The organism is Kitasatospora sp. NPDC001664 (genome assembly GCF_053596675.1).
The window spans coordinates 208022-229884 of the sequence record NZ_JBSFGS010000001.1; the positions used below are offsets into that span (position 1 = coordinate 208022).

The 21863-nt window shown below is 72.4% G+C and carries 20 protein-coding genes; 8 read left to right on the top strand and 12 right to left on the bottom strand.

Translation table 11 applies throughout. The features are described 5' to 3' along the window. Positions 1 to 2 precede the first annotated feature (2 nt). The 10 genes from ACWCYY_RS01025 to ACWCYY_RS01070 all read right to left on the bottom strand — a co-directional run bounded on the left by ACWCYY_RS01025 (position 3) and on the right by ACWCYY_RS01070 (position 10556). The gene (locus tag ACWCYY_RS01025) at positions 3 to 2282 is read right to left on the bottom strand and encodes a PE-PPE domain-containing protein (protein ID WP_449794700.1); all 2280 of its coding nucleotides are present in this window, start codon (positions 2280 to 2282) and stop codon (positions 3 to 5) included. A gap of 54 nt (positions 2283 to 2336) precedes the next feature. After that, positions 2337 to 3020 (bottom strand): response regulator transcription factor, encoded by a 684-nt coding sequence (locus tag ACWCYY_RS01030; RefSeq protein ID WP_449794701.1) that lies wholly within the window; start codon positions 3018 to 3020, stop codon positions 2337 to 2339. 9 nt (positions 3021 to 3029) lie between these two features. Then, on the bottom strand, positions 3030 to 4526 hold the full coding sequence (locus ACWCYY_RS01035) for a sensor histidine kinase (RefSeq protein ID WP_449794702.1): 1497 nt from the start codon (positions 4524 to 4526) through the stop codon (positions 3030 to 3032). 177 nt (positions 4527 to 4703) lie between these two features. Then, positions 4704 to 6086, bottom strand: coding sequence for an 8-oxoguanine deaminase (locus ACWCYY_RS01040; protein ID WP_345280256.1), 1383 nt, complete (start codon positions 6084 to 6086; stop codon positions 4704 to 4706). Positions 6087 to 6148: 62 nt separating this feature from the next. Beyond that, positions 6149 to 7609 (bottom strand): nucleobase:cation symporter-2 family protein, encoded by a 1461-nt coding sequence (locus ACWCYY_RS01045; RefSeq protein ID WP_345280254.1) that lies wholly within the window; start codon positions 7607 to 7609, stop codon positions 6149 to 6151. A gap of 264 nt (positions 7610 to 7873) precedes the next feature. Further along, the gene (pucL, locus tag ACWCYY_RS01050) at positions 7874 to 8794 is read right to left on the bottom strand and encodes a factor-independent urate hydroxylase (protein ID WP_345280252.1); all 921 of its coding nucleotides are present in this window, start codon (positions 8792 to 8794) and stop codon (positions 7874 to 7876) included. A 28-nt stretch (positions 8795 to 8822) separates the two neighbouring features. Next, positions 8823 to 9158: a hydroxyisourate hydrolase gene (gene uraH, locus ACWCYY_RS01055; RefSeq protein ID WP_345280250.1), complete on the bottom strand. Its 336-nt coding sequence runs from the start codon at positions 9156 to 9158 to the stop codon at positions 8823 to 8825. A gap of 48 nt (positions 9159 to 9206) precedes the next feature. Then, on the bottom strand, positions 9207 to 9710 hold the full coding sequence (gene uraD, locus ACWCYY_RS01060) for a 2-oxo-4-hydroxy-4-carboxy-5-ureidoimidazoline decarboxylase (RefSeq protein WP_345280248.1): 504 nt from the start codon (positions 9708 to 9710) through the stop codon (positions 9207 to 9209). 217 nt (positions 9711 to 9927) lie between these two features. Continuing rightward, complete coding sequence (locus tag ACWCYY_RS01065) at positions 9928 to 10305, bottom strand: helix-turn-helix domain-containing protein (protein ID WP_345280247.1); 378 nt, start codon at positions 10303 to 10305, stop codon at positions 9928 to 9930. Continuing rightward, positions 10302 to 10556, bottom strand: coding sequence for a thiamine-binding protein (locus ACWCYY_RS01070; protein WP_345280245.1), 255 nt, complete (start codon positions 10554 to 10556; stop codon positions 10302 to 10304). The genes ACWCYY_RS01065 and ACWCYY_RS01070 overlap by 4 nt, the downstream gene beginning before the upstream one ends. A gap of 180 nt (positions 10557 to 10736) precedes the next feature. Between ACWCYY_RS01070 and ACWCYY_RS01075 the strand changes: the two genes are divergently transcribed. The 8 genes from ACWCYY_RS01075 (at position 10737) to ACWCYY_RS01110 (ending at position 19798) form a co-directional block, all read left to right on the top strand. Further along, positions 10737 to 11576: a TIM barrel protein gene (locus ACWCYY_RS01075; protein ID WP_345280243.1), complete on the top strand. Its 840-nt coding sequence runs from the start codon at positions 10737 to 10739 to the stop codon at positions 11574 to 11576. 37 nt (positions 11577 to 11613) lie between these two features. After that, a complete protein-coding gene (locus ACWCYY_RS01080) occupies positions 11614 to 12501 on the top strand; it encodes a 2-hydroxy-3-oxopropionate reductase (protein ID WP_345280241.1) in 888 nt (295 codons plus the stop codon). 305 nt (positions 12502 to 12806) lie between these two features. Continuing rightward, complete coding sequence (locus ACWCYY_RS01085) at positions 12807 to 13931, top strand: glycerate kinase (RefSeq protein WP_449794703.1); 1125 nt, start codon at positions 12807 to 12809, stop codon at positions 13929 to 13931. 125 nt (positions 13932 to 14056) lie between these two features. After that, entirely contained in the window at positions 14057 to 15439 is a 1383-nt protein-coding gene (gene allB / locus ACWCYY_RS01090) for an allantoinase AllB (protein ID WP_345280237.1), read from the top strand. Next, complete coding sequence (gene alc / locus ACWCYY_RS01095) at positions 15436 to 16701, top strand: allantoicase (protein WP_345280235.1); 1266 nt, start codon at positions 15436 to 15438, stop codon at positions 16699 to 16701. Before allB ends, alc begins: the two co-directional genes overlap by 4 nt. A 112-nt stretch (positions 16702 to 16813) precedes the next feature. After that, positions 16814 to 18277 carry a catalase gene (locus tag ACWCYY_RS01100; RefSeq protein ID WP_345280233.1) on the top strand — a complete coding sequence of 488 codons (1464 nt, stop codon included), beginning with the start codon at positions 16814 to 16816 and terminating at the stop codon, positions 18275 to 18277. A gap of 83 nt (positions 18278 to 18360) precedes the next feature. Further along, the gene (locus ACWCYY_RS01105; RefSeq protein WP_449794704.1) at positions 18361 to 18507 is read left to right on the top strand and encodes a hypothetical protein; all 147 of its coding nucleotides are present in this window, start codon (positions 18361 to 18363) and stop codon (positions 18505 to 18507) included. 64 nt (positions 18508 to 18571) lie between these two features. Further along, positions 18572 to 19798 (top strand): L,D-transpeptidase, encoded by a 1227-nt coding sequence (locus tag ACWCYY_RS01110; protein ID WP_449794705.1) that lies wholly within the window; start codon positions 18572 to 18574, stop codon positions 19796 to 19798. A 48-nt stretch (positions 19799 to 19846) separates the two neighbouring features. Here ACWCYY_RS01110 and ACWCYY_RS01115 read toward each other — a convergent pair whose 3' ends face one another. Then, the gene (locus tag ACWCYY_RS01115; RefSeq protein WP_449794706.1) at positions 19847 to 20743 is read right to left on the bottom strand and encodes a hypothetical protein; all 897 of its coding nucleotides are present in this window, start codon (positions 20741 to 20743) and stop codon (positions 19847 to 19849) included. Next, complete coding sequence (locus ACWCYY_RS01120; RefSeq protein ID WP_345280227.1) at positions 20740 to 21777, bottom strand: SPFH domain-containing protein; 1038 nt, start codon at positions 21775 to 21777, stop codon at positions 20740 to 20742. Before ACWCYY_RS01120 ends, ACWCYY_RS01115 begins: the two co-directional genes overlap by 4 nt. Positions 21778 to 21863 lie beyond the last annotated feature (86 nt).

Here is a 21863-nt window from a genome sequence, read left to right on the forward strand (position 1 = left end):
CGTCAGGGGTCGGTCAGGCGGGTGGTCTCGGCGTCCAGGTGGGTGCTGAACTCGGACTGGCGGACGTAGCCGCGGTGGTGGTGGCCCCGGATGACGGGGAGGTCGCTGCCGGGGCGGCGTTCGGCGGTGGGCGGGTCGGGGAGCCAGACGTCGGTGATGCCGGGGGTGGTGAGGGGCTGGCCACCGAAGGGGTCGGTGGCGCGGTGGAAGTTGGCCCAGGTGGGCGGGGTGGGGAAGCGGGTCAGCCGGGCGGCGGTCGCGGCGTCGGCCAGGTGGCGGGGGAACCACCGGCGGTAGAGCCGGGGCACGGGGTTGCCGTAGGTGACCACGGACAGGCGGGCGCCGGTCTCCGGCGCGGTGCCGGCCAGCCGGGCCACCGTGGCGGTGACGATCACCGCGCCCTGGCTGTGCCCGAGCAGCACCACCGACCCGCCCCGCGAGGTCAGGTGCCGTACCCGCTCGGCGAGTTGGGGCACCGCCTGCTCCGCGTAGCTGGGCGGCGCGTACGGGTGGAAGGCCCGCGGCCAGAAGGTGGCGACGTCCCAGACGATGCCGACCACCCGGCGGGTGTTCTGGTCGGCCAGGGACTGACGGACCAGGAGGAGCAGCAGCACCGGCCCGAGCACCAGGATGGTCCCGGCCAGCGCCGCGCTGGGCGCGGGCAGGCCGGTCCAGATCCGGGTGGGATCCGGCTTGGGGCCGCCGGTCCAGGCCAGTCCGTAGCTGATGCCGAAGGCGATCGCCGAGGCTCCGAGCAGGACGGCCGCGCCGGAGGTCAGGCCCTCCATCCGGCGCAGCAGCAGCTCGCCGTTGCGCTTGCGTCGCAGCACCTCGGCCAGCCAGAGCCCGCGCGGGCTCTCCGGGTGCGGCGCCGGGGCGCGCAGCCGGAGGGCGGGGCCGCGCTGCTCCCAGAGGTCCAACTCGTCGTCCAGGCCCACCGGGTGGCGCAGCCGGTGCCAGAACCAGACCAGGCCGAACCAGGCCGTCAGCAGCACCATCCCGTCGATGCTGTACCGGGCCAGCACCTCGGAGCCGGGCAGGATCTGGACCTGCGTCACGGCCGCCGCGCCCTTCTCCCCGGGCGGGCTGAGCCAGTGCGCGGCGGAGAGCGCCACGCCCGACCAGATGGCGAACAGCAGGCCGCTGCTGACGGCGACGGTGGTGAAGGAGGGCGGCAGCCGGGGCAGGCCGCGCTGCCCGGCGGAGCGCTTGGCCCACCAGGCGCAGAACAGCATCGCCGCTCCGGCGGCGTAGAGCACCAACAGCAGCAGGTTGAAGAGTTCCAGCAGGTCCGGGGTGCCGATCGCGGCCCCGCTCACCCCGGCCGCGCCCTCCCGGCGTGAGCTCGGCTGGACGGCGCAGAGCAGCATCGCGGCGGCCAGCAGCACGGTGGTGGAGGTGCAGGCCACCCGCCGGGAGATCCGTCCGCCGGCCAGCCAGGCCCTGGGGCGGTCGCCGAGCGCTGCGGCGGCGAACAGCAACAGGCCCAGTACGGTGAGCAGTTCGAGGGCGGTCAGCAGCCCGGTGGCCCGGCCGCCGGTGCGCGCGGTGCGCAGCACCACCAGGGTGAGCAGCAGCAGGGCCGAGCAGGTGTGCACCGTGCGGTGGCGGGTGGAGTAGGCACCGCCCTCCCAGAAGCCGGGGTCGGTGAGTTCGGCACGGGCCAGGTCCCGGTGGGCGGGGCGGTCGTTCTCTCCGCCGGTGCCGTCCCCGGCCTCCCAGCGCCGGTTGGGGCTGGTGCCGACGTGCAGCAGCAGCACCAGCAGGGCGGGCAGCAGCGCGGCCACCGCGACCGCGACGTAGGGGCGGTCCTGGAGTTGGAGGGCGTGCCAGAACGGCTGGGCGCGGCAGTTGGCGACCGCCAGGCACTGCCAGGCGGCCTGGTCGACCAGCACGTGGGTGAGGAACAGCAGGTAGGTGGCGGTGACGCAGAGCGCGATGATCCGCACCATGGCCTGCTGGAACCGGACCTGGCGCGGCCCGCCGTGGGCCATCCAGCCGGCCGTGTTGACGAAGGCGAAGGGCAGCAGCAGGAACCAGAGCGCGGTGGCCCAGGAGCGTGAGGTCAGCCCGCCCCAGGAGTACACCTCGCGGTGCCGCCCGGACGGCCGGGCGTCCCGCCCGCGCCAGATCCCGGCCAGCTTGGAGCCGGTGACCTGCCGGGCCTCCGGATCGTCCAGCACCTCGGCCGGCCCGGAGCCGCCGACCCCGTGCACCACGAGTTCGGTGACCCCGCCCTCGTCCACGTCGGTCGGATAGTCGTGGTCCTCCCCGCCGCCCATGCCGCACCCCCGGAGCTCGCCGTGCTGGAACTCTGGGTCAGGGTGGGGGAGTTGTCAACGGAGTTCCCGGCGGTCGGCCAGCCGGTAGCCGACGCCCCGGACGGTGTCGATCCCGCAGCGGGCCCCGGCGGCCAGCAGCTTGCGGCGCAGCGCGGCCACGTACACCTCGACGATGTTCAGGTCGCCCCGGAAGGCGTGGTCCCAGACCGCGTCCAGGATCTCGGTCTTCGGCACCGCCAGCCCGGCCCGGTGGGCCAGACACTCCAGCACGCCGAACTCCTTGGTGGTGAAGTGCAGTTCGGCTCCACCGACCCGGCAGCGACGGGTGGCCGGATCCACCGTCAGGTCACCGACCGTCAGGACGGCGGGGCGGCCGGCCGCGCCCCGGCGGATCAGCGCCCGTAGCCGGGCGGTCAGCACCACGTAGGAGAAGGGCTTGCCGAGGAAGTCGTCCGCCCCGCTGTCCAGCGCCTCGGCCTCGTCGTACTCGCCGTTCTTCGCGGTCAGGATCAGCACCGGGACGGTGGAGCCCCGTTCGCGCAGCCGTCGGCAGATCCGGAAGCCGTTCAGCCCGGGCAGCATCAGGTCCAGCACCACGGCCGCGTACCCGCCGCTCTCGGCCAAGGCCAGGCCCTCCAGGCCGTCGCCGACCACGTCCACCGCGTAGCCCTCGGCCCGCAGGCCCCGGCTCAGGGAGTGGGCCAGCTCCTCCTCGTCCTCCACCAACAGCAGTCGCATCCGGTCAGCCTAGGAGACAGCCCCCGGGACGGGGAGGCTGACCACCAGCTCGGCGCCCCGGCCGGTGGCGGGGGCCACGGCGGAGGCCGTCCCGCCCAGGCCCTCGGCGATGCCGCGGACCAGGGCCAGGCCGAGCCCGGAGCCGCCGTGCTGACGGTCGCGCGACTCGTCCAGTCTGACGAAGCGTTCGAAGACCCGTTCCCGGTCGGCCTCGGCGATCCCGGGGCCGTCGTCGGCCACCGTCAGCTCGGCCGTGCCGTCGGTGACCCGCAGGGACAGCGTGATCCGCGAGGTGGCGTACCGCTCGGCGTTGTCCAGCAGGTTCCCCAACAGCCGCCCGAGCAGCAACTCGTCGGCGGGGAGCAGGAGTTCGTCCAGGGCGAGCACTGTGGCCGGGCGCCCGCCGAGCAGGGCCCGCTCGGCGAGCTGCTCGGTGATCAGGTCGTGCAGCGGGGTGAGCCGGTCGGTGACGGCCTGGCCGTCGACCCGGTGCAGCAGCAGGAGATCGGCGGTGAGCCGCTCCAGTCGTTCGGCTCCGGCCACCGCGGTGCGGGCCACCGGCGGCCAGTCGGCCCGCTCGGGGTGGGCCAGGGCCACGTCCAGCGAGCCGCGCAGCACCGCGACCGGGGTGCGCAGTTCGTGCGAGGCGTCGGCGACCAGCCGGCGCTGCTCGGCCAGCGCGTCCGCCAGCCGGTCCAGGGTCTCGTTGGTGGTGACGGCGAGGCGGCCGATCTGGTCCCGGGACGGCGGGACGGGCACCCGTTCGTGCAGGTCGCCGCCGCCGATCCGGGCCATCTGACGGCGGATCGCCTCGACCGGCCGGAGCGCGAAGCCCACCACCAGCCAGGCGACCAGCGCCACGAACAGCGAGCCGAGCGGCAGCACGTAGCGGAGCAGCGCGGTGGTGACCGCGGCCGCGTCCTCCCGGGCGGCGTTGTCGTTCACCAGGACGAAGGTGGTGACCTGCTGGGCGGGGAGGCCCTTGCGGCCGGTCAGCGTCTCGAGGGCCGCGGCGTCCCAGACCTGGCCGGTGCGCCGCTGGAAGACCACGTCCCGGCCGACCAGGTCCGCACCCGGGCTGTTCGGCATGGTCAGCAGGACGCCGGCCGGCACCCGCAGCTCGACCTCGTCGCTGCGGCCCTTCAACAGAACGGTGCCGGCCGGGTCGTTCGGGTCGACGGCCGGCGGCATCGGGTGCAGTGCCGGGCGGAGCGCGTCGATATCGCCGAGCACCGCGTGGTGAAGCGCCCAGCTGCCGTCGGCCAGCATCAGCAGGTAGGAGGTCTGGGGGTACTTCCACTGCAGGGTCCGGTCCCGGTCGAGGGCCGGCACCGCGTCGTCCAGCGCGTCGGCGTCCTTGAGCGCGGTCAGCTTCGCGGGGGGCAGGCCGGCCCGGTAGCTCTGCTCGCCGACCCACCAGGTGACCACGCCGAGCACCACGGCGGTGGCCAGGGCCGCGGCCAGCGCCGCCCGTAGGCGGATCGGGAGCATGCGGAGCAGTCGCACCGGTCCCCTCCCGCCTCGTTCGAACGGCCGTCAGCCTGGCACGGCCCGCCGTGCGGTGGCAACGTGGGGGTACGGGACGGCCCCGGACTCTCGCCGTGAGTCCGGGGCCGCCTCCACCCCGAGGGGTGGATCCGGGTGCCGCGCCGTCCCTGACGCGGTCCCGGAGTTGAGGGGGGATCAGCCGCGCGAGGCCAGCTCGCGGGCGGCGCGGGCCGCGTTCTGCGCGATCCTGTCCTCGTTCACCGTGGTGAGCAGGCCCTTCTCGACCACCGGGTTGCCGTTGACCAGCAGCAGGGCCAGCGGGGGCAGGGCGCCGAAGGTGAGGGCGGCCACCGGGTCGGCGATCGAGGAGTGCATCACGCCGTCGATCTTCCAGAGCGCCAGGTCGGCCAGCTTGCCGACCTCGATGGAGCCGATCTCGTTCTGACGGCCCAGCACCCGGGCGCCGCCCATGGTGCCCAGGCGCAGCGCCGAGCGGGCGGTGAGCGCCTTCGGGCTGCCGTGCAGACGGTTGATCAGCAGCGCGTTGCGCAGCTCGGTGCCGAGCTCGCCGGACTCGTTGGAGGCGGTGCCGTCCACGCCGAGGCCGACCGGGACGCCGGCCTGCAGCATGTCCGGGACGCGGGCGATGCCGGCCGCCAGACGGGCGTTGGAGGACGGGCAGTGCGCGACACCGGTGCCGGTCTCGGCGAACTTGGCGATGTCGGAGTCGTTCATGTGGACGCAGTGCGCCATCCAGACGTCCTCGCCGAGCCAGCCGGTGGACTCGAAGTAGTCGGTGGGGCCCATGCCGAAGAGCTGCTTGCAGAACTCCTCCTCCTCGGCCGTCTCCGAGCCGTGGGTGTGCAGCCGCACGCCCTTGCGGCGGGCCAACTCGGCCGACTGCTTGAGGAGTTCGGTGGAGACCGAGAAGGGCGAACAGGGCGCGATGGCCACGTGCAGCATCGAGCCGAAGGAGGAGTCGTGCCACTTGTCCACGGCCGCCTCGGAGGCGATCAGGATGTCCTCGGTCTTCTCCACCGCGTGGTCCGGCGGCAGGCCGCCGTCCTTCTGCGAGCGGTCCATCGAGCCGCGCAGCGCGGTGAAGCGCATGCCGAGCTCCTGGACGGCCTCGATCGAGGCGCCGAGGATGTCGCCGCCGCCCTGCGGGAAGACGTAGTGGTGGTCCGAGGCGGTGGTGCAGCCGGACTTGAGCAGGGCGGCGGTCGAGCCCTGGGCGGCCGCGTGCACCAGCTTGTCGTCGATCCGGGCCCAGGTCGGGTAGAGCGCGACCAGCCAGTCGAAGAGGATGTTGTCCTGGGCCAGGCCGCGGGTGATCCACTGGTAGAAGTGGTGGTGGGTGTTGACCAGACCCGGGGTGACCAGGTGGCCCTCCCCGTTGATCCGGCGCACCACGTTGTCCAGCCACGCGGGGGCGGGGCCCGCACCGACCGACTCGATCTTGTTGCCGAGCACCACGACGTGGCCGCGGGCGTACTCGGTGTCGTTGGCGTCGACCGTCGCGATCGCGACGTTCTCGATCACGATCCGCTGGTCGGCGGGCGGGGGCTGGACTGCCATGGTGTGTCTCCTATGGGGGGAGGGTGCGGGGCGCGCAGTGAGCGCTGTGCGCCCCGCACCGTTCAGGACGGCGTCGCCGTTGACGCCGCGCCGTGCGGACTTCCCTGCGGGGCAGGGCGGTTCGCACCGACGTGGTGGAAGAGAAGGTTGAGCAGGACGGCCAGGACGCAGCCGGCGGATATGCCGGAGTGCATCAGCGTGCGGACGGCCTCCGGGAAGGCGTCGTAGAAGGTCGGGGCGGCGATCGGGATGATGCCGACCCCGAGCGAGACCGAGACCAGGATGGTGTTGGCGCTGGACTGCATCCCCGCCTCGGCCAGGGTCCGGATGCCGCTGGCCGCGACCGTGCCGAAGAGCACGATCCCGGCGCCGCCGAGCACCGGCGAGGGCACCAGCGAGACCACCGAGCCGAGCACCGGGAAGAGGCCGAGCAGGATCAGGATCCCGCCGCCGGCCGCGACCACGAAGCGGCTGCGGATGTTGGTCAGTGCCACCAGCCCGATGTTCTGGGCGAAGGCGCTGGCCGCGAAGCCGTTGAAGACCGGGCTGATCGCGGTGGCCAGCCCGTCGGCCCGCAGGCCGGCGGCCAGGGTGGGCTCGTCCGCCTCGCGCTCGACGATCCGGCCCAGGGCCAGCATGTCGGCGGTGGACTCGGTCATCGAGACGATCATCACGATGCAGATCGAGACGATCGCGGTGACCTCGAAGACCGGGGCGCCGAAGTGGAAGGGGGAGGGCAGGGCGAAGACCTTCGCCTCCGAGACCGCCCCGAAGTCGGCCAGCCCGAGGGGGAAGGCCAGCGCGGTGCCGATCGCGAGTCCGATCAGCAGCGAGAGCTGCTGCCAGAAGCCGCGGAGCAGCTTGTTGCAGAGCACCACCGCGGTGAGGGTGAGCGCGGCGAGACCGATGGCCTTCACGGAGCCGTAGCCGGGGGCACCGGGGGTGCCGCCGCGGGCCCAGTTGACCGCCACCGGTAGCAGGGACACCCCGATGAGGGTGATCACGGTGCCCTGGACGACCGGTGGGAAGAACCTGATGAGCTTGCAGAACCACGGTGCCGCGAGGAAGCACAGGATCCCCGCGACGATCACCGCGCCGAAGATCACCGGGAGCGCGTCCTGAGGGCCGTGCTCCTTGGCGATGGCCAGCATCGGTGCGACGCCGGCGAACGAGACGCCGTTCACGAACGGCAGCCGTGCGCCGATCTTCCAGACGCCCAGCGTCTGGAGGAGGGTGGCCAGGCCCGCGGTGAACAGGCTGGCCGAGATGAGCAGGGCGAGCTCGGTGGGGGACAGGCCCACACCGGCGCCGACGATCAGCGGGGGTGCGACCACACCCGCGTACATCGCGGCGACGTGCTGGAGTCCGGTGGTGAAGAGCTTCACCGTGGGCAGCAGCTCGTCCACGGGGTGGACCGGGCGGCCGGCCGGGTCGTCGGGGAGGTTCGGTGACGCTCCGTCCGGCCGCTCGGGTCCTTCCGGGGTGGAACCGCCGTCAGTGGTTCGGGTGTTGGGGAGTGCCATGTCGAGCCCCTCTTGTGCTCGTGACTCCCGGCGTGCCCGTGGCGCTGGAGAATGCCCGAGGGCGGGACGGCGGTGCAAGGGTCCCTCGGGGTGTTCCTCCGGCTCCCCGGGCCGGCCGCCGCGAGGCGAGCACGATCTCCGGTAGGTGGGGGTGGAGAAACAGGTGGAGCGGGCGGAGCGGGCCGTCCGGCACCGTCCGGCCGGGTGCGGCCGGGGGGTGCAGCGGTGCTGGACGACGGTCATGACGGTGCCTCAGCTCGGCGATCAGGCGACCGGGATGACCGGGGTGACGCCCTCGCGGTGCACGGTGCCCTCGATCAGGCCGTACATCCGGTCGGCGGCGTAGTAGACCTCGTTCTCGTTCTTCAGGCCGAAGGGCGAGAGGTCCACCAGGAAGTGGTGCTTGTTCGGGAGCTCCAGGCGGACCTCGTCCACCTCGGCCCGGTTGTTCAGCACCCGGGTGCCCATCCCGTGCAGGGTCTGCTGCAGCGAGTAGGAGTAGGTCTCGGCGAACGCCTCCAGCAGGTGGCGCTTGACGTGCTGGTACGAGCGGTTCCAGTTCGGCTCGGCCGAGCCCTCGGTGCCGTCGAAGGAGTACTTCCACCGGGCCGTCACCTGGGTGGCGAGGATCCGGTCGTACGCCTCCTGGAGGGTGGTGTACTTGTCCTTGATGTAGCCCCAGAACTCCGAGTTGGTGGAGTTCAGGACGGTGAGGTCCTTGAGGCCGGAGATCACCGACACGGTGGTGCCGTCGTAGACGATCTCACTGGTGCGCACCTCGCCGCCGTTGCGGACGAAGGAGTGGCCGACCTCCTCGGAGCCGATGAAGCGGGCCGAGTTGTCCGGGGTCTTGATCCGGTCCCAGGTGTACTCCTCGATCCGGATCCGGGCGCTGTGCACCACGCCGCGCTCGGTGTTGTCCACGAAGTGGCGGGCCAGCTGGATGCCGAAGGCCTCCGCGGACTCGATGCCGTACTCCTTGGCGAAGGCGTACACGGTGTTCTTGGTGGTGTCGGTGGGCAGGCAGTTGGCGTTCGAGCCGGTGAGGTGGACGTCGTCGAACTCGCCGCGCAGGGCGACCGAGACGTTCAGGTCCTTGATCTCGTGACGGGTGGAGTCACGGTAGACCCGGACGATGCGGTTCTCCGCCTTGCCGTACTGGTTCTGACCGAGCACGTGGGCCATGACGGCTCCTAAGGGTTCCAGCGGTCTACTAGCTTCCGCGGTAGACCGAGTATCCGAACGGGTTGAGCAGCAACGGCACGTGGTAGTGGTGCTGCGCGGGCGCGACCGTGAAGACGATCGAGACCTCGGGGAAGAACGGCGGCTCCTCGGACTTCTTCGCGTAGTAGGCGGAGGTGTCGAAGAGCAGCCGGACGACCGAGCCCGCCTCCACGGCCGGCAGGTCCTTGGCCCGGCCGTCGGAGTCCGTGGCGGAGGTGCCGAGCACCTGCCAGCCACCCTCGGTGTGCAGTGCGAGCTCGACCGGGACGCCCTCGGCCGGGCGGCCGAGGCTGGTGTCGAGCACGTGCGTGGAGATGCCAGTCATGGGTTGAATGACCTTACTGATGGCAGGAGTTGACGTACTGGCGGGAGTTCAGGACTCGTCCAGCAGTCGGTTGATCCGGATGTCGTTGATCTTGCGCAGCTCGCCCCGGACGATCTCCGCCTCGGTGGCGGCGTCGTTCGGGAAGCGCTCGCGGAGTGCGGTGAGCATGGTGTCGGCCGTGCGGCCGGTCGCGCAGATCAGGAACACGTGGCCGAACTTCGCCTCGTAGGCGGCGTTCGCCCCGTGCAGTTCGTCGAGGAGTGCGGAATCGACTCCCCGGATGCCGGCCTGCTCCCGCTCGGAGGTGGCGTCGCCCGTCTTGGGCTTGCCGATCCGGGCGTGGCCGGCCATCGCGTCGTTCAGGTCCTCGACCGTCAGCTTCGCCATCGCCGCCTCGTTGGCGGCGAGCAGCTCGGCCCGGTCGGACCACGGCCGGGTGTCCGCCACGAGGGCGGCCCAGCTGGGGCTGGAGCAGATCTCCAGCAGGGTCTCCGTCAGCTCGGCGGCGGGGGCCGCCGCCAGAGCGTCAAGAGCGTCGATGGGGCTGGTCACGGGTGGGCCTCCTGAAGAGTGGTGCCACCCGGAAAAGCTAGATCCGCCACCCGTAGCCGTCAACACTTTGTTGAACTGTTGGTGGTTACGTTTTGGGCCAAGTGCTCTGACCGGCCCTTTTGGTGTGCGATTCGCCAAGTGTGCCCGGTCCGCCGTGTCGGCAAGACTGGGCGCGGCGCCCCGGCCGCAGCCAGTGGACGGGGCGGACAGCGTCAGGTCAGCCCTTCGAACCGTCCTGTCGGTTCAGGTAGTTGTACACCGTGAACCGGCTGACGCCGAGGGCGCTGGCGACGGTCTCCACGCCGTGTCGGACGGTGAAGGCGCCGCGCTCCTCCAGGAGGGCGACCACGCGCTGCTTCTCGTACCGGTCCAGCTCGGTCAGCGGACGCCCGTCGAACTGACGGGTCATCTCGGCCAGCAGACGGTCCAGTGCACTGCTCAGGTGCGGCAGTCGGACGGCGATCGCCGCCCGGCCCTCCCACTCCAGCACCACGTCGTCCGGGCGGGCCTCGTCGAGCGCGACCTCGGTCGCGCCGACGGCCTCCAGCAGCGGCTTTATCGCCGATGCCAGCGGGTGATCCAGGGCCTCGCTCACGCGCTACCCCCTCCTTCCTCTTCCTGGTCCAGCACGCTGACCTGGACGGAGATCCGGGTGGCGCCGGCCGCCAGGGTCTCGCGCAGCAGCGTGGTCACAGCGGTGACGACGTCCTCGGCCTCGCCCCGGGCGTCGGTCCCGAAGGGGCCGACCGCCACCTCGAGTCCGGCGTCGGTCACCGCCTTCAGGGCCGCCTCGGCGTGCTCGGGGAACGTGTCCCGCTCGAACGGTTCTGTCGTGAACTCCACCATCAATCGCACCTGGTCACTCTATCGATCAGGCGTTTTGGCGGAAGGGGCAGGACTCGACGGAGAGCTTCAACAAAATGTTGCGAGCGGTCTTGACGGTCCATCGGACGGCAGGGCAAGCTTCCATCAAGCAGAATCCGTCTTCCGGATCGTGGAAGTCTCGGATCGGAAGAGTGAAAGGTGATGGGCGTGACTGCCGCTTCCCAGCACACGTACACGGTCAACCTGTCGATCCTGTTCAGCGAGCTCCCGCTCCTGGAGCGCCCCGCCGCCGCCGCGGCCGCCGGCTTCACCGCCGCCGAGCTCTGGTGGCCCTTCGGGGAGAACCACACGCCGTCCGAGGCGGAGCTGGACGCGCTGCGCAAGGCGTTCACCGACGCGGGCGTGCAGCTGACCGGCCTCAACTTCCTGGACGACCTGACCAAGGGCGCCCGCGGCACCGTCTCCGTCCCGGCCGAGCGCGAGCGCTTCCGGGAGAACCTGCCGGTGACCGTCGCGCTCGCCGAGTCGCTGGGCACCAAGGCGCTCAACGCGCTCTACGGCAACCGGGTGGAGGGCGTCTCCGCCGCCGAGCAGGACGAGCTCGCGCTGGAGAACCTCACGCTGGCCGCCCAGGCCGCGCACTCGATCGGCGCCGTGCTGCTGATCGAGACCCTGAACAAGGTCGAGTCCCCGGACTACGCCCTGCTCTCCGCCGAGGCCGCGATCGAGGTGGTGGACAAGGTGAACGCCGCCACCGGCCTCGGGAACGCGAAGTTCCTCTGCGACCTCTACCACCTGGCCCGCAACGGCGAGGACCTGGCCGAGGTGATCACGAAGTACGCCGACCGGATCGGCCACGTGCAGATCGCCGACACCCCGGCGCGCAACGAGCCCGGCACCGGCGAGCTGGACTTCGAGGACCTGTTCGCCCGCCTCACCGCCGCCGGCTACACCGGCCGGATCGGCCTGGAGTACAAGCCGTCGACCGGCGTCTCCGCCGACAGCTTCGAGTGGCTCCCGCGCGAGCTCCGCTCCAACTGACCCTCACATTCCTCCCCGCACCAAAGGACGTATCGCGATGAGCCGCAAGATCGCCTTCATCGGCCTCGGCATCATGGGCAGCCCGATGGCCGCCAACCTGGTCAAGGCCGGCCACCACGTGACCGGTTACAACCTGACCCAGCCCCAGATCGACGCCCTGGTGGCGGCGGGCGGCCACGGCGCGACCTCGATCGCCGACGCCGTGAAGGACGCCGAGGTCGTCATCACGATGGTCCCGGCCGACCCGCACGTGGAGCAGGCCATCCTCGGTGAGGGCGGCGTGCTGGAGAACGTGGCCCCGGGCACCCTGGTCATCGACATGTCCAGCATCACCCCGCAGACCTCGATCAAGGTCGAGGCCGCCGCCAAGGCGAAGGGCGTCCGCACCCTGGACGCCCCGGTCTCCGGTGGCGAGGCCGGCGCGGTCGAGGCCGTGCTCTCCATCATGGTCGGCGGCGAGGCGGCGGACTTCGCCGAGGCCAAGCCGCTGTTCGACGCGCTCGGCACCACCGTCATCCACGTCGGCCCGGCCGGTGCCGGCCAGACCGTGAAGGCGGCCAACCAGCTGATCGTGGCGGTCAACATCCAGGTCCTGGCCGAGGCCGTGGTCTTCCTGGAGAACGCGGGCGTGGACCTGCCGGCCGCGCTCGACGTGCTCGGCGGCGGTCTGGCCGGTTCCACCGTGCTGAACCGCAAGAAGGGCAACATGATCGACCGTCAGTTCGCCCCGGGCTTCCGGATCGACCTGCACCACAAGGACATGGGCATCGTCACCGACGCCGCCCGTGCCGTCGGTGCGGCCCTGCCGGTCGGCGCCGTGGTGGCCCAGCTGGTCGCCTCGGCCCGCGCCAACGGCGACGGCTCGCTGGACCACTCGGCCCTGCTCCGCGGCGTCGAGCGCCTCTCGGGCCGCGAGGTCAAGTAACCCCATAGCTCCCCCTGGCGGCGTGTACCTGTCCGGTCGTGCCCGCGTCGCCAGGGGGCCACAGTTCGGTCGGCCGACGGGTCCGGTGCTCATCCACCCGTCCGCCGACCGTGCCAAGCCGGCGGTGCGCTCGGTCCTTCGGTCGTTCCGAGCACCAGCGCCGCCCGGCCCCCTCCCCGCCGAGGGGAGCCCCCCGTACGTCGGAAGCGGAGCGGGGGGAACGGCGGGGAGGGGGTCGCACCCCGGTCATTCCGGGCAGATGATCGGCCTGACGACGTATCGAGCGCGAGCAACGGAGAGTCCCCATGGGTCACATCGTGGTAGCCCCTGACAAGTTCAAGGGCACCCTGGAGGGCGCCGAGGTCGCCGCCAGGATCGCGGCCGGCATCCGCCGGGTGGCCCCCGGTGCGGACATCCGCGAGCTCCCGGTCGCCGACGGCGGCGAGGGCACCCTGGCCGCCGCGCTGGCCGCCGGCTTCAAGAAGGTCGCCGTCAAGGTGGCCGGTCCGACCGGCCTGCCGGTGGACGCCGCGATCGCCCTGCGCGGGGACACCGCCGTGGTCGAGCTCGCCCAGGCCAGCGGCCTGGCCCGGCTCCCCGGCGGCCGCACCGCGCCGCTCGCGGCCGGCTCCTACGGGGTCGGCACCCTGATCGGACGGGCCGTCAGCCTGGGCGCCAAGCGGATCGTGCTGGGCCTCGGCGGCAGCGCCTGCACCGACGGCGGGGCCGGCATGGTCCAGGCCCTCGGGGTCGGCCTCTACGACGCCGACGGCCTGGAGCTCGCCCCCGGCGGCGCCGCGCTGCGCAAGCTGGACCGGATCGACCCGGGCACGCTGGCCGACACCCTGAAGGGCGTCCAGGTCGTGGTCGCCTGCGACGTGGACAACCCGCTGCTCGGCCCGCGCGGCGCGACCGCCGTCTACGGACCGCAGAAGGGTGCCGACGGCGACGACCTGGTGATCCTGGAGGAGGGCCTGACCCGCTGGGCGGACGTGGTCCGCGGGGTCAGTGGCAAGGACTTCCGTGACGCCCCCGGCGCCGGGGCGGCAGGAGGGGTCGGCTTCGCCGCCCTGGCCCTGCTCGGCGCCACCATGCGACCCGGCATCGAGCTGCTGCTCGAACTGCTGGGCTTCGACGAGGCCGTGCGTGGGGCACGACTCGTCGTGACCGGTGAGGGATGCCTGGACGCGCAGACGCTGCACGGCAAGGCCCCCGCCGGTGTCGCCGCGGCGGCCACTCGGGCGGGGGTTCGGGTGGCCGCCGTGGCCGGACGGCTGGAGCTCTCGGAGCCCCAGTGGCGGTCGGCCGGCTTCGTCGCGGCGTACGCGCTGACCGACCTGGCCGAGCAGCCGGGGGACTCCATGACCAAGGCGGGGGAGCTGGCCGAGGTCGCGGGGGAGCGGCTGGCGGCCGAACTCCTGCAGGCCTGACCGATCGTACTTTCCTACATTGACGTTTTGTTGAAGGCGGGCCTAGGCTCCGAGCAATCGCAGCTGGCGACCCGGTGAACGGGCCCCAATTGCCTTGTCCGCCTTCGCTATTCCCGGAGGTCCCCATGCCCATCAGCGAGACGCCCGCCAGCACGGCGGTGATCCGCTCCCGCCGCGTGGTCCTGCCGGACGGCGAGCGCCCCGCTGACGTGCTGGTCCGGGACGGCCGGATCGAGCAGATCGCCGAGCACGGCTCCCTGCTCGTCGGCGACGCCCACCTCACCGACCTCGGCGACACCGCGCTGCTGCCCGGCCTGGTCGACACCCACGTGCACGTCAACGAGCCCGGCCGCACCGAGTGGGAGGGCTTCGCCACCGCCACCAAGGCGGCCGCCACCGGCGGCGTCACCACCATCATCGACATGCCGCTCAACTCCATCCCGCCGACCACCACGGTCGAGGGCCTGGAGGCCAAGCGGAAGATCGCCGAGGGCCAGGCCTGGGTCGACCTCGGCTTCTGGGGCGGGGCGATCCCCGGCAACGTGGCCGACCTCGAACCGCTGCACCGCGAGGGCGTGTTCGGCTTCAAGAGCTTCCTCGCCCCCTCCGGGGTGGACGAGTTCCCGCACGTCGAGCAGGAGGACCTGGAGGCCGCGCTGGCCGAGCAGGCCCGGATCGGCGCGCTGGCCATCATCCACGCCGAGGACCCGGCCGTCCTGGACGCCGCCCCGCAGCACCCGGGCGTGCACTACCGCGACTTCCTGGCCTCCCGGCCCGACGACGCCGAGGCCGCCGCCGTGGCCCGGCTGCTCGACACGGCCCGCCGCACCGGCGCCCGCGTCCACATCCTGCACGTCTCCTCCGCCGCCGTGCTGCCGCTGCTGCGCCAGGCCCGCGAGGACGGCGTCCGGGTGACCGCCGAGACCTGCCCGCACTACCTCACCCTCGCGGCCGAGGAGGTGCCGGACGGCGACACCGCCTTCAAGTGCTGCCCGCCGATCCGCGACGAGTCCAACCGGGACCAGCTCTGGGCGGCGCTGGCGGCCGGCGAGTTCATCGCCGTGGTCTCCGACCACTCGCCCTCCACCCCGGACCTGAAGCTCCTTCAGCGCTACGGCGGCAGCGGCGACTTCGCCGCCGCCTGGGGCGGCATCGCCTCCCTCCAGCTCGGCCTGCCGGCCGTCTGGACCGAGGCCCGCCGCCGCGGCCACACCCTGACGGACCTGGTCCGCTGGATGAGCAGCGGCCCTGCCGAGCTGGCCGGCCTCACCGGCACCAAGGGCGCCATCGCCGTCGGGAACGACGCCGACCTGGTGGCCTTCGACCCCGACGCCGAGTTCGCCGTGGTCGCCGAGGACCTCCACCACCGCAACCCCGTGACGCCGTACGCGGGCAAGACCCTGAGCGGCTCCGTCCGCACCACCTGGCTCCGCGGCCGGGTGATCGACGTCGAGGCCGCGCCGTTCGGCCGTCAGATCCGCAACAACGAAGAAGGAGACCTCAGTTGAGCACCGGTCAGACCCCGAGCGCTCCGTTCACCGAGCTGGTCAACCTGGCCTCGCGCCTGCTGGGCGCCGGCGTGGTCGACACCAACGAGGACACCTTCGCGGACGCGGAGAACCTGCTGGTCGCCAAGCCCGCCGAGTTCCGCCCGCACACCTTCGGCCACAAGGGCCAGATCATGGACGGCTGGGAGTCCAAGCGCCGCCGCGGCGTCTCGGCCGAGCAGCCGCACCCCACCGACGAGGACCACGACTGGGCGGTCGTCCGGCTCGGCGTCCCCGGCCGGATCCACGGCGTGATCGTGGACACCGCCTTCTTCACCGGCAACTACCCGGAGACCGGCTCCGTCCAGGGCGCCTCCGTCCCCGGCCACCCCTCGCCCGAGGAGCTGGCCGCCGCCGAGTGGACCGACCTGGTGCCGCGCACCGCCCTCCAGGGCAACACCGCCCACGAGTTCGAGGTCACCGACCCGACCCGCTACACCCACGTCCGGCTGAACATCTGGCCCGACGGCGGCGTGGCCCGCCTGCGGGTGCACGGCGAGGTGCTGCCCGACCCGCGCGAGCTGGACGGTCTCAGCTTCGACCTGGCCGCCCAGGAGTTCGGCGGCGTGGCCGAGGCCGCCTCGGACCGCTACTTCTCGTCCCCGCACAACCTGAACGCTCCCGGTCGCGCCTCCGTCATGGGCGACGGTTGGGAGACCCGGCGTCGGCGCGACAAGGCCAACGACTGGGTACAGATCGCCCTGGCCGGGGGCGGCGAGGTCCTGGCGGCGGAGGTGGACACCTCCTACTTCGTCGCCAACGCCCCTGGCTGGGCCGACCTGGTCGGCTACGACGCCTCCACCGGCGGCGACCCGTCCACCGACGCGGACGGCTGGTTCGAGCTGCTGCCCCGCACCCGCCTCCAGCCCGACACCCGGCACCGCTTCCGGCTCGCCGCCGGACGCAACGCCACCCACGTGCGGATCAACGTCTACCCGGACGGCGGACTGGCCCGCCTGCGCCTCACCGGCAAGCTCACCGAGGCCGGCCGCGCCGCCCTCGCGCTCCGCTGGTTCAACGCCGTCCCCGCCGCCGAGGCCGAGCAGGCCCTCGCCGAGGCCGGCCTCACCCCGGCGGAGGCCACCGAGCTGACCGCCGCCCGCCCGCTCGCGGACGCCGCCGCGACCACCGCCGCCGTCGCTGCCCTGCAGCCGACCGACGGCCCCGACGGCGAGCAGTCCTCCCGCCGCCGCTCGGCCATCTGGCGCCTGCTCGGCGTCTAGGCCAGGGGCGCGAGGAACTGCGCTGCCAGCCCACCGCTCTGCCGCAGTTCCGCGCCGACCCTCCGTTGCCGCCCCTAAAACACCTCGCACCGCTGCTACTTGAAGGACCCTCATGTCGAAGATCCTCACCACCGAGTCCGGCGCCCCGGTCGCCGACAACCAGAACTCCGCCTCCGCCGGCGAGTACGGCCCGCTGCTGATCCAGGACCAGCAGCTGCTGGAGAAGCTGGCCCGCTTCAACCGCGAGCGCATCCCGGAGCGCGTCGTGCACGCCCGCGGCTCCGGTGCCTACGGCTACTTCGAGGTCACCGACGAGGTCTCGCAGTACACCAAGGCCGACTTCCTCTCGGCCGTGGGCCAGCGCACCGAGGTCTTCCTGCGCTTCTCCACCGTCGCCGGCGCCCTCGGCTCCTCGGACGCAGTCCGCGACCCCCGCGGCTTCGCGCTGAAGTTCTACACCCGCGAGGGCAACTACGACCTGGTCGGCAACAACACCCCGGTGTTCTTCATCAAGGACCCGATCAAGTTCCCCGACTTCATCCACTCGCAGAAGCGCGACCCGTACACCGGCATCCAGGAAGCCGACAACGTCTGGGACTTCTGGGCCCACTCGCCGGCCTCCACCCACCAGATCACCTGGCTCTTCGGCGACCGCGGCATCCCGGCCTCGTACCGCCACATGAACGGCTACGGCTCGCACACCTACCAGTGGACCAACGAGCAGGGCGAGTCCTTCTGGGTCAAGTACCACTTCAAGACCAACCAGGGCATCCGCTCCCTCGACGGCGGCCAGTCCGCCGAGGTGCTCGGCGCCGACGCCGACTCGCACCAGCGCGACCTGCACCAGGCCATCGAGCGGGGCGTCTTCCCGTCCTGGACCCTGTACGTGCAGCTGATGCCGGTGGCCGAGGCCGCCGACTACCGCTTCAACCCCTTCGACCTGACCAAGGTCTGGCCGCACGCGGACTACCCGCTGGTCAAGGTCGGCCGCCTGGTGCTGAACCGGAACCCCGACAACGTCTTCGCCGAGGTCGAGCAGTCCGCGTTCTCGCCGAACAACTTCGTGCCGGGCATCGGCGCCTCCCCGGACAAGATGCTCCAGGGCCGCCTGTTCGCCTACGCGGACGCCCAGCGCTACCGCCTCGGCGTCAACCACACCCTGCTCGCGGTCAACGCCCCCAAGGCCACCACCGCGCAGAACTACGGCCAGGACGGCTTCTCCGCCGTGGCCCGCAACGGCAAGGACGCCAAGAACTACGAGCCCAACTCGTACGACGGCCCGTCCCAGACCGACGCCCCGCTGGCCGCCCCCGTCGCGGTCACCGGCCACACCGGCACCTACGTGACGCCGCAGCACACCAAGGACGACGACTTCTTCCAGGCCGGTGAGCTCTACCGCCTGATGTCGGCCGGCGAGAAGACCCGCCTGATCGACAACATCGCGGGCTTCCTCTCCCAGGTCTCCCGCGACGACGTCGTCGAGAAGAACCTCGCCCACTTCCACGCGGCCGACGAGGAGTACGGCGCCCGCCTGGAGGCCGCCGTCACCAAGCTCCGCGCGGGCAACGACAACTGACCCACCCGTACCACCTGACCCACCCTCACGGGCCGGGTCCCTCCCCCTCGGGCAGTGGGGGAGGGACCCGGCCCGGGCGCGTTGTGCCGGAGCTCCTCAGGACTCCCCGCTCCACCGCGCGGGACGTCTTCCTCTGCGGCTCACCCGGTATGACCGCCTCCGCCGTCTCGGCCCTGGAGACCGCGGGCGTGCCGCGCGGCCGGATCCACTGCGAGACCTTCGCGTTCTGACGCCCCGCCGCCGCCGGACCGGGTGCAACCTTCCGGCCCCGTCGGAGCGTATAGAGCGTGAACCATGAACGAGGGGGAGCACGTGACGTACGGACGGGCGGCCGGGGCCGCAGCGGTGATGGGCAGTGTGCTGGTGCTGGGGACGGCCTGCGGCGGTACGACGGGGGAGCCGAAGGCGGCCGCGTCCGGGGCGGCCCCGGTCTCGGCGTCGGCCTCGGCGGAGGTGCTGCCGAAGAGCTCGGCGGCGGTGCTGCGGGTGAGCCCGGCGAACGGGGCGGCGGACGTCCGGCTGGCCGGGGCGCTCAAGGTGGAGGTGGACGGCGGCACGCTGTCCGAGGTGGTGGTGACGGACAAGAACGGCACCAAGGTGGCGGGCACCACCGCTGCCGACGGCCGGAGTTGGACGCCGGAGGGCGGCCTGGTCGCCGGGACCGCCTACACCGTCAGCGCGCAGGCGAAGGACGGCCAGGGGCTGGTCTCGGCGGTGAGCAGCGGCTTCACCACGCTGGTGCCGGCCGGCAAGGTGTCGGTCCGGGACAACATCGGCTCGGGGGAGACCTACGGCGTCGGGATGATCGTCTCGGTCAACTTCGGCAAGCAGGTCAAGGACAAGGACGCGGTGGCCAAGGCGGTCACCGTCCAGGGCAGCGACGGCACCGTGGCCCGGGGCCACTGGCTGGAGGACGACACCCGGCTGGACTTCCGCCCGCAGGAGTACTGGAAGCCGGGCACCAAGGTCACCGTCAAGTACCGGCTGAAGAGCGTGGAGATCACCCCGGGCCTGTACGGCGACAAGGACGCCGAGGAGAGCTTCACCGTCGGCGAGAGCCGGATCAGCACGGTGGACGCCAAGACCCACCGGATGACCGTCACCACGGCGGCCGGCTCCCGCTCCGTCCCCATCTCGGCGGGGAACGACCAGAACCCGTCCTGGAACGGCACGATGGTGATCTTCTCCAAGGAGCGGGTCACCCGGATGAACTCGGCCACCGTCCCCGGCGTCAGGGGCGAGCCCTACGACCTGGCCGCCGTCCCGCACGCCATGAAGCTCACCGACACCGGCACCTACGTGCACGGCAACTCCTGGAACCAGAACATCGGCCGCGGCAACTACAGCCACGGCTGCGTCGGCCTGTTCGACACCGAGGCGGGCAGCAAGTCCTCCGACGCGGGCAAGTTCTACGAGGAGTCCCGGATCGGCGACGTGGTCTCGATCGTCAACTCCAAGGGCGAGACCGTCCAGCCGGAGAACGGCCTGAGCGGCTGGACCCTCCCGTGGAGCCAGTGGTGACCCTCCCGTGGAGCCAGTGGTGACGGACCATCGGGGCCCTCGCGGCCCTCACAGCAGCCGCAGGCGCTGGGCGGCGATGCCGATCCGCACCGTCTGACCCCAGCCGAGGCTGAGGGTGTCGGCCTCGACGCCGTCGCCGAAGGCGACCAGTTCGTCGGACTCGACGGTCAGGGTGAGGGTCTGGCCCTCCGTCAGCAGGCCCTGGACCTGGGAGGTGCCGGTGGTGGGGGAGGGCCAGGCCTCCCGGACGAACCAGGCCAGGCCCGCGGCGTCCGGCCCCGGCAGCGGGAGGGTGCTGCGGCTGGCCTGCCAGACGGAGCGGCACCAGCCGGTGGCCCCGGTGCCGGTGCCGACCAGCACGCCGGAGGAGGCCTGCGCCTCCTCCGGGGCCTCCGGGGCGGCCAGGCGGTAGCGTGCGGTCTGGTGGCCGCGCTGGCCCAGGTAGACCTCGTTGAGGGCGAGCAGCCGCTGGGTGTCGTCGGCCACCACCTCGACCATGGTCCGCTGCTCGAAGCGCCGGTCGGCCCCCGCGCCGACCGCGGCCCGCAGCAACTGGCCCGCCCGCTCGGGACGGTGACGGACCAGCACGCCCGCGTTGCGCCCCGGGTCGGCGTCCACCCCGATCACCGGCTGCCCGGTCAGGTACTTGGCGGTGTTGGCCACCAGCCCGTCCTGGCCGACCACGACCACCACGTCCTCGGGCGTGAAGAGGAAGCGGTCCAGGTCGGCCCGCTCCACCCGGCTGCGCCGCCAGTCCAGCGGGACGGCCGCCGAGACCTCGGCCAGCGCGGCGGCCGTCCGGTCGTGCCGCCGCTCCGCCTCGGCCAGTGAACGGCCGCGCGAGGCGAGGAAGAAGGAGGCCTGCCCGCGCGAGCCGTGCCGGGCGAGCAGCTCCTCGTACTCGGTGCGGCGGTGCACCAGCACCACCCGGGGGGTGAGCGTCACGACGACTGCCCGCCGCCCAGCTTGGTCAGCAGCCCGGTCAGCACGTCCGGGGTCAGGGTGACGCTGTCGATCTTCGGCAGGTGCTCGGCCATCCGGATCAGCGCCAGCGCCTTGAGCACCTCGGGCCCGGCCTGCTGGTGGGCCGCCAGCCAGGCCGCCTCGCCGGCCGCCCGGGCCTCGCCGAGCGCGCGGTCGCTCTCGGCCTTGGCGGTGGCCAGGATGGTGGCGGCCTCCGCCTCGGCCGCGGCCAGCCGGGTGCGGCGGACCGCCTCGGCCTCGGCCCGGATGCCGTCGTCGGCCGCCGCCTGCTCGGCCTGGCGGCGGGCGTTGGCGCCCTGCTGCTGGATCAACTCCTCCTCGCGGCGGGCCAGTTCGATCTGGTTGGCGAGTTCGTTCTCGGCGATCGCGCGCTCCCGCTCGACCGCGACGGCGCGCCGCTCGTAGGTGGCCCGGTCCGCCTCCTGCTGGACCTGCTCGCGGGCGGGGGTGCGCAGGGCCCGCTCCAGCTCGGCCTCGGGGCGCAGGGCGGTGATCCGGACCGCGATCACCGCGAGCCCGGTCTCGGCGAGGCGCTGGTCGCCGCCCAGGCCCTCGCCGATCCGCTGGCGGAGCAGGGTGATGCCGTCGGCCAGCGCGGCGGCCAGGGTGGTGCGGGCGATCAGCTCCAGGGCGTGCTGCTGGGCGGTCTCGGTGAGCAACCCGCCGATCTGGTCGAGCGGTTCGCCCCGCCAGCGGCCGGTGGCCAGGTCGATGCCGAAGTCCACCCGGGTGGCCGCGACCGCCGGGTCGGTGATCCGGTAGGTGACGGTGGCCTGCACGGTGAGGTCCTGGAAGTCGGCCGTGCGGGCGTGGAAGAGCAGGGTCAACTCGCGGTCGTCCGCCGGTACTTCGGAGATGCTGGCGGCCAGTGGGCGGAACCAGTAGGCCAGACCGGCGCCCTCCCGGCGCAGCTTGCCGCGCTCCAGGTGCCGGACGTACGAGGTGGGTGCGGCCCGCAGGTGCCGGTAGCCGAACCGCCGAGTGATGTCTGCCATGTCCCTCTCCTTTATCGTCATGAAGACGATAATCCCGGCTGATCCTTCTCGTCAAGATGACGAGATGATCATCCGCCCGAGCTGAC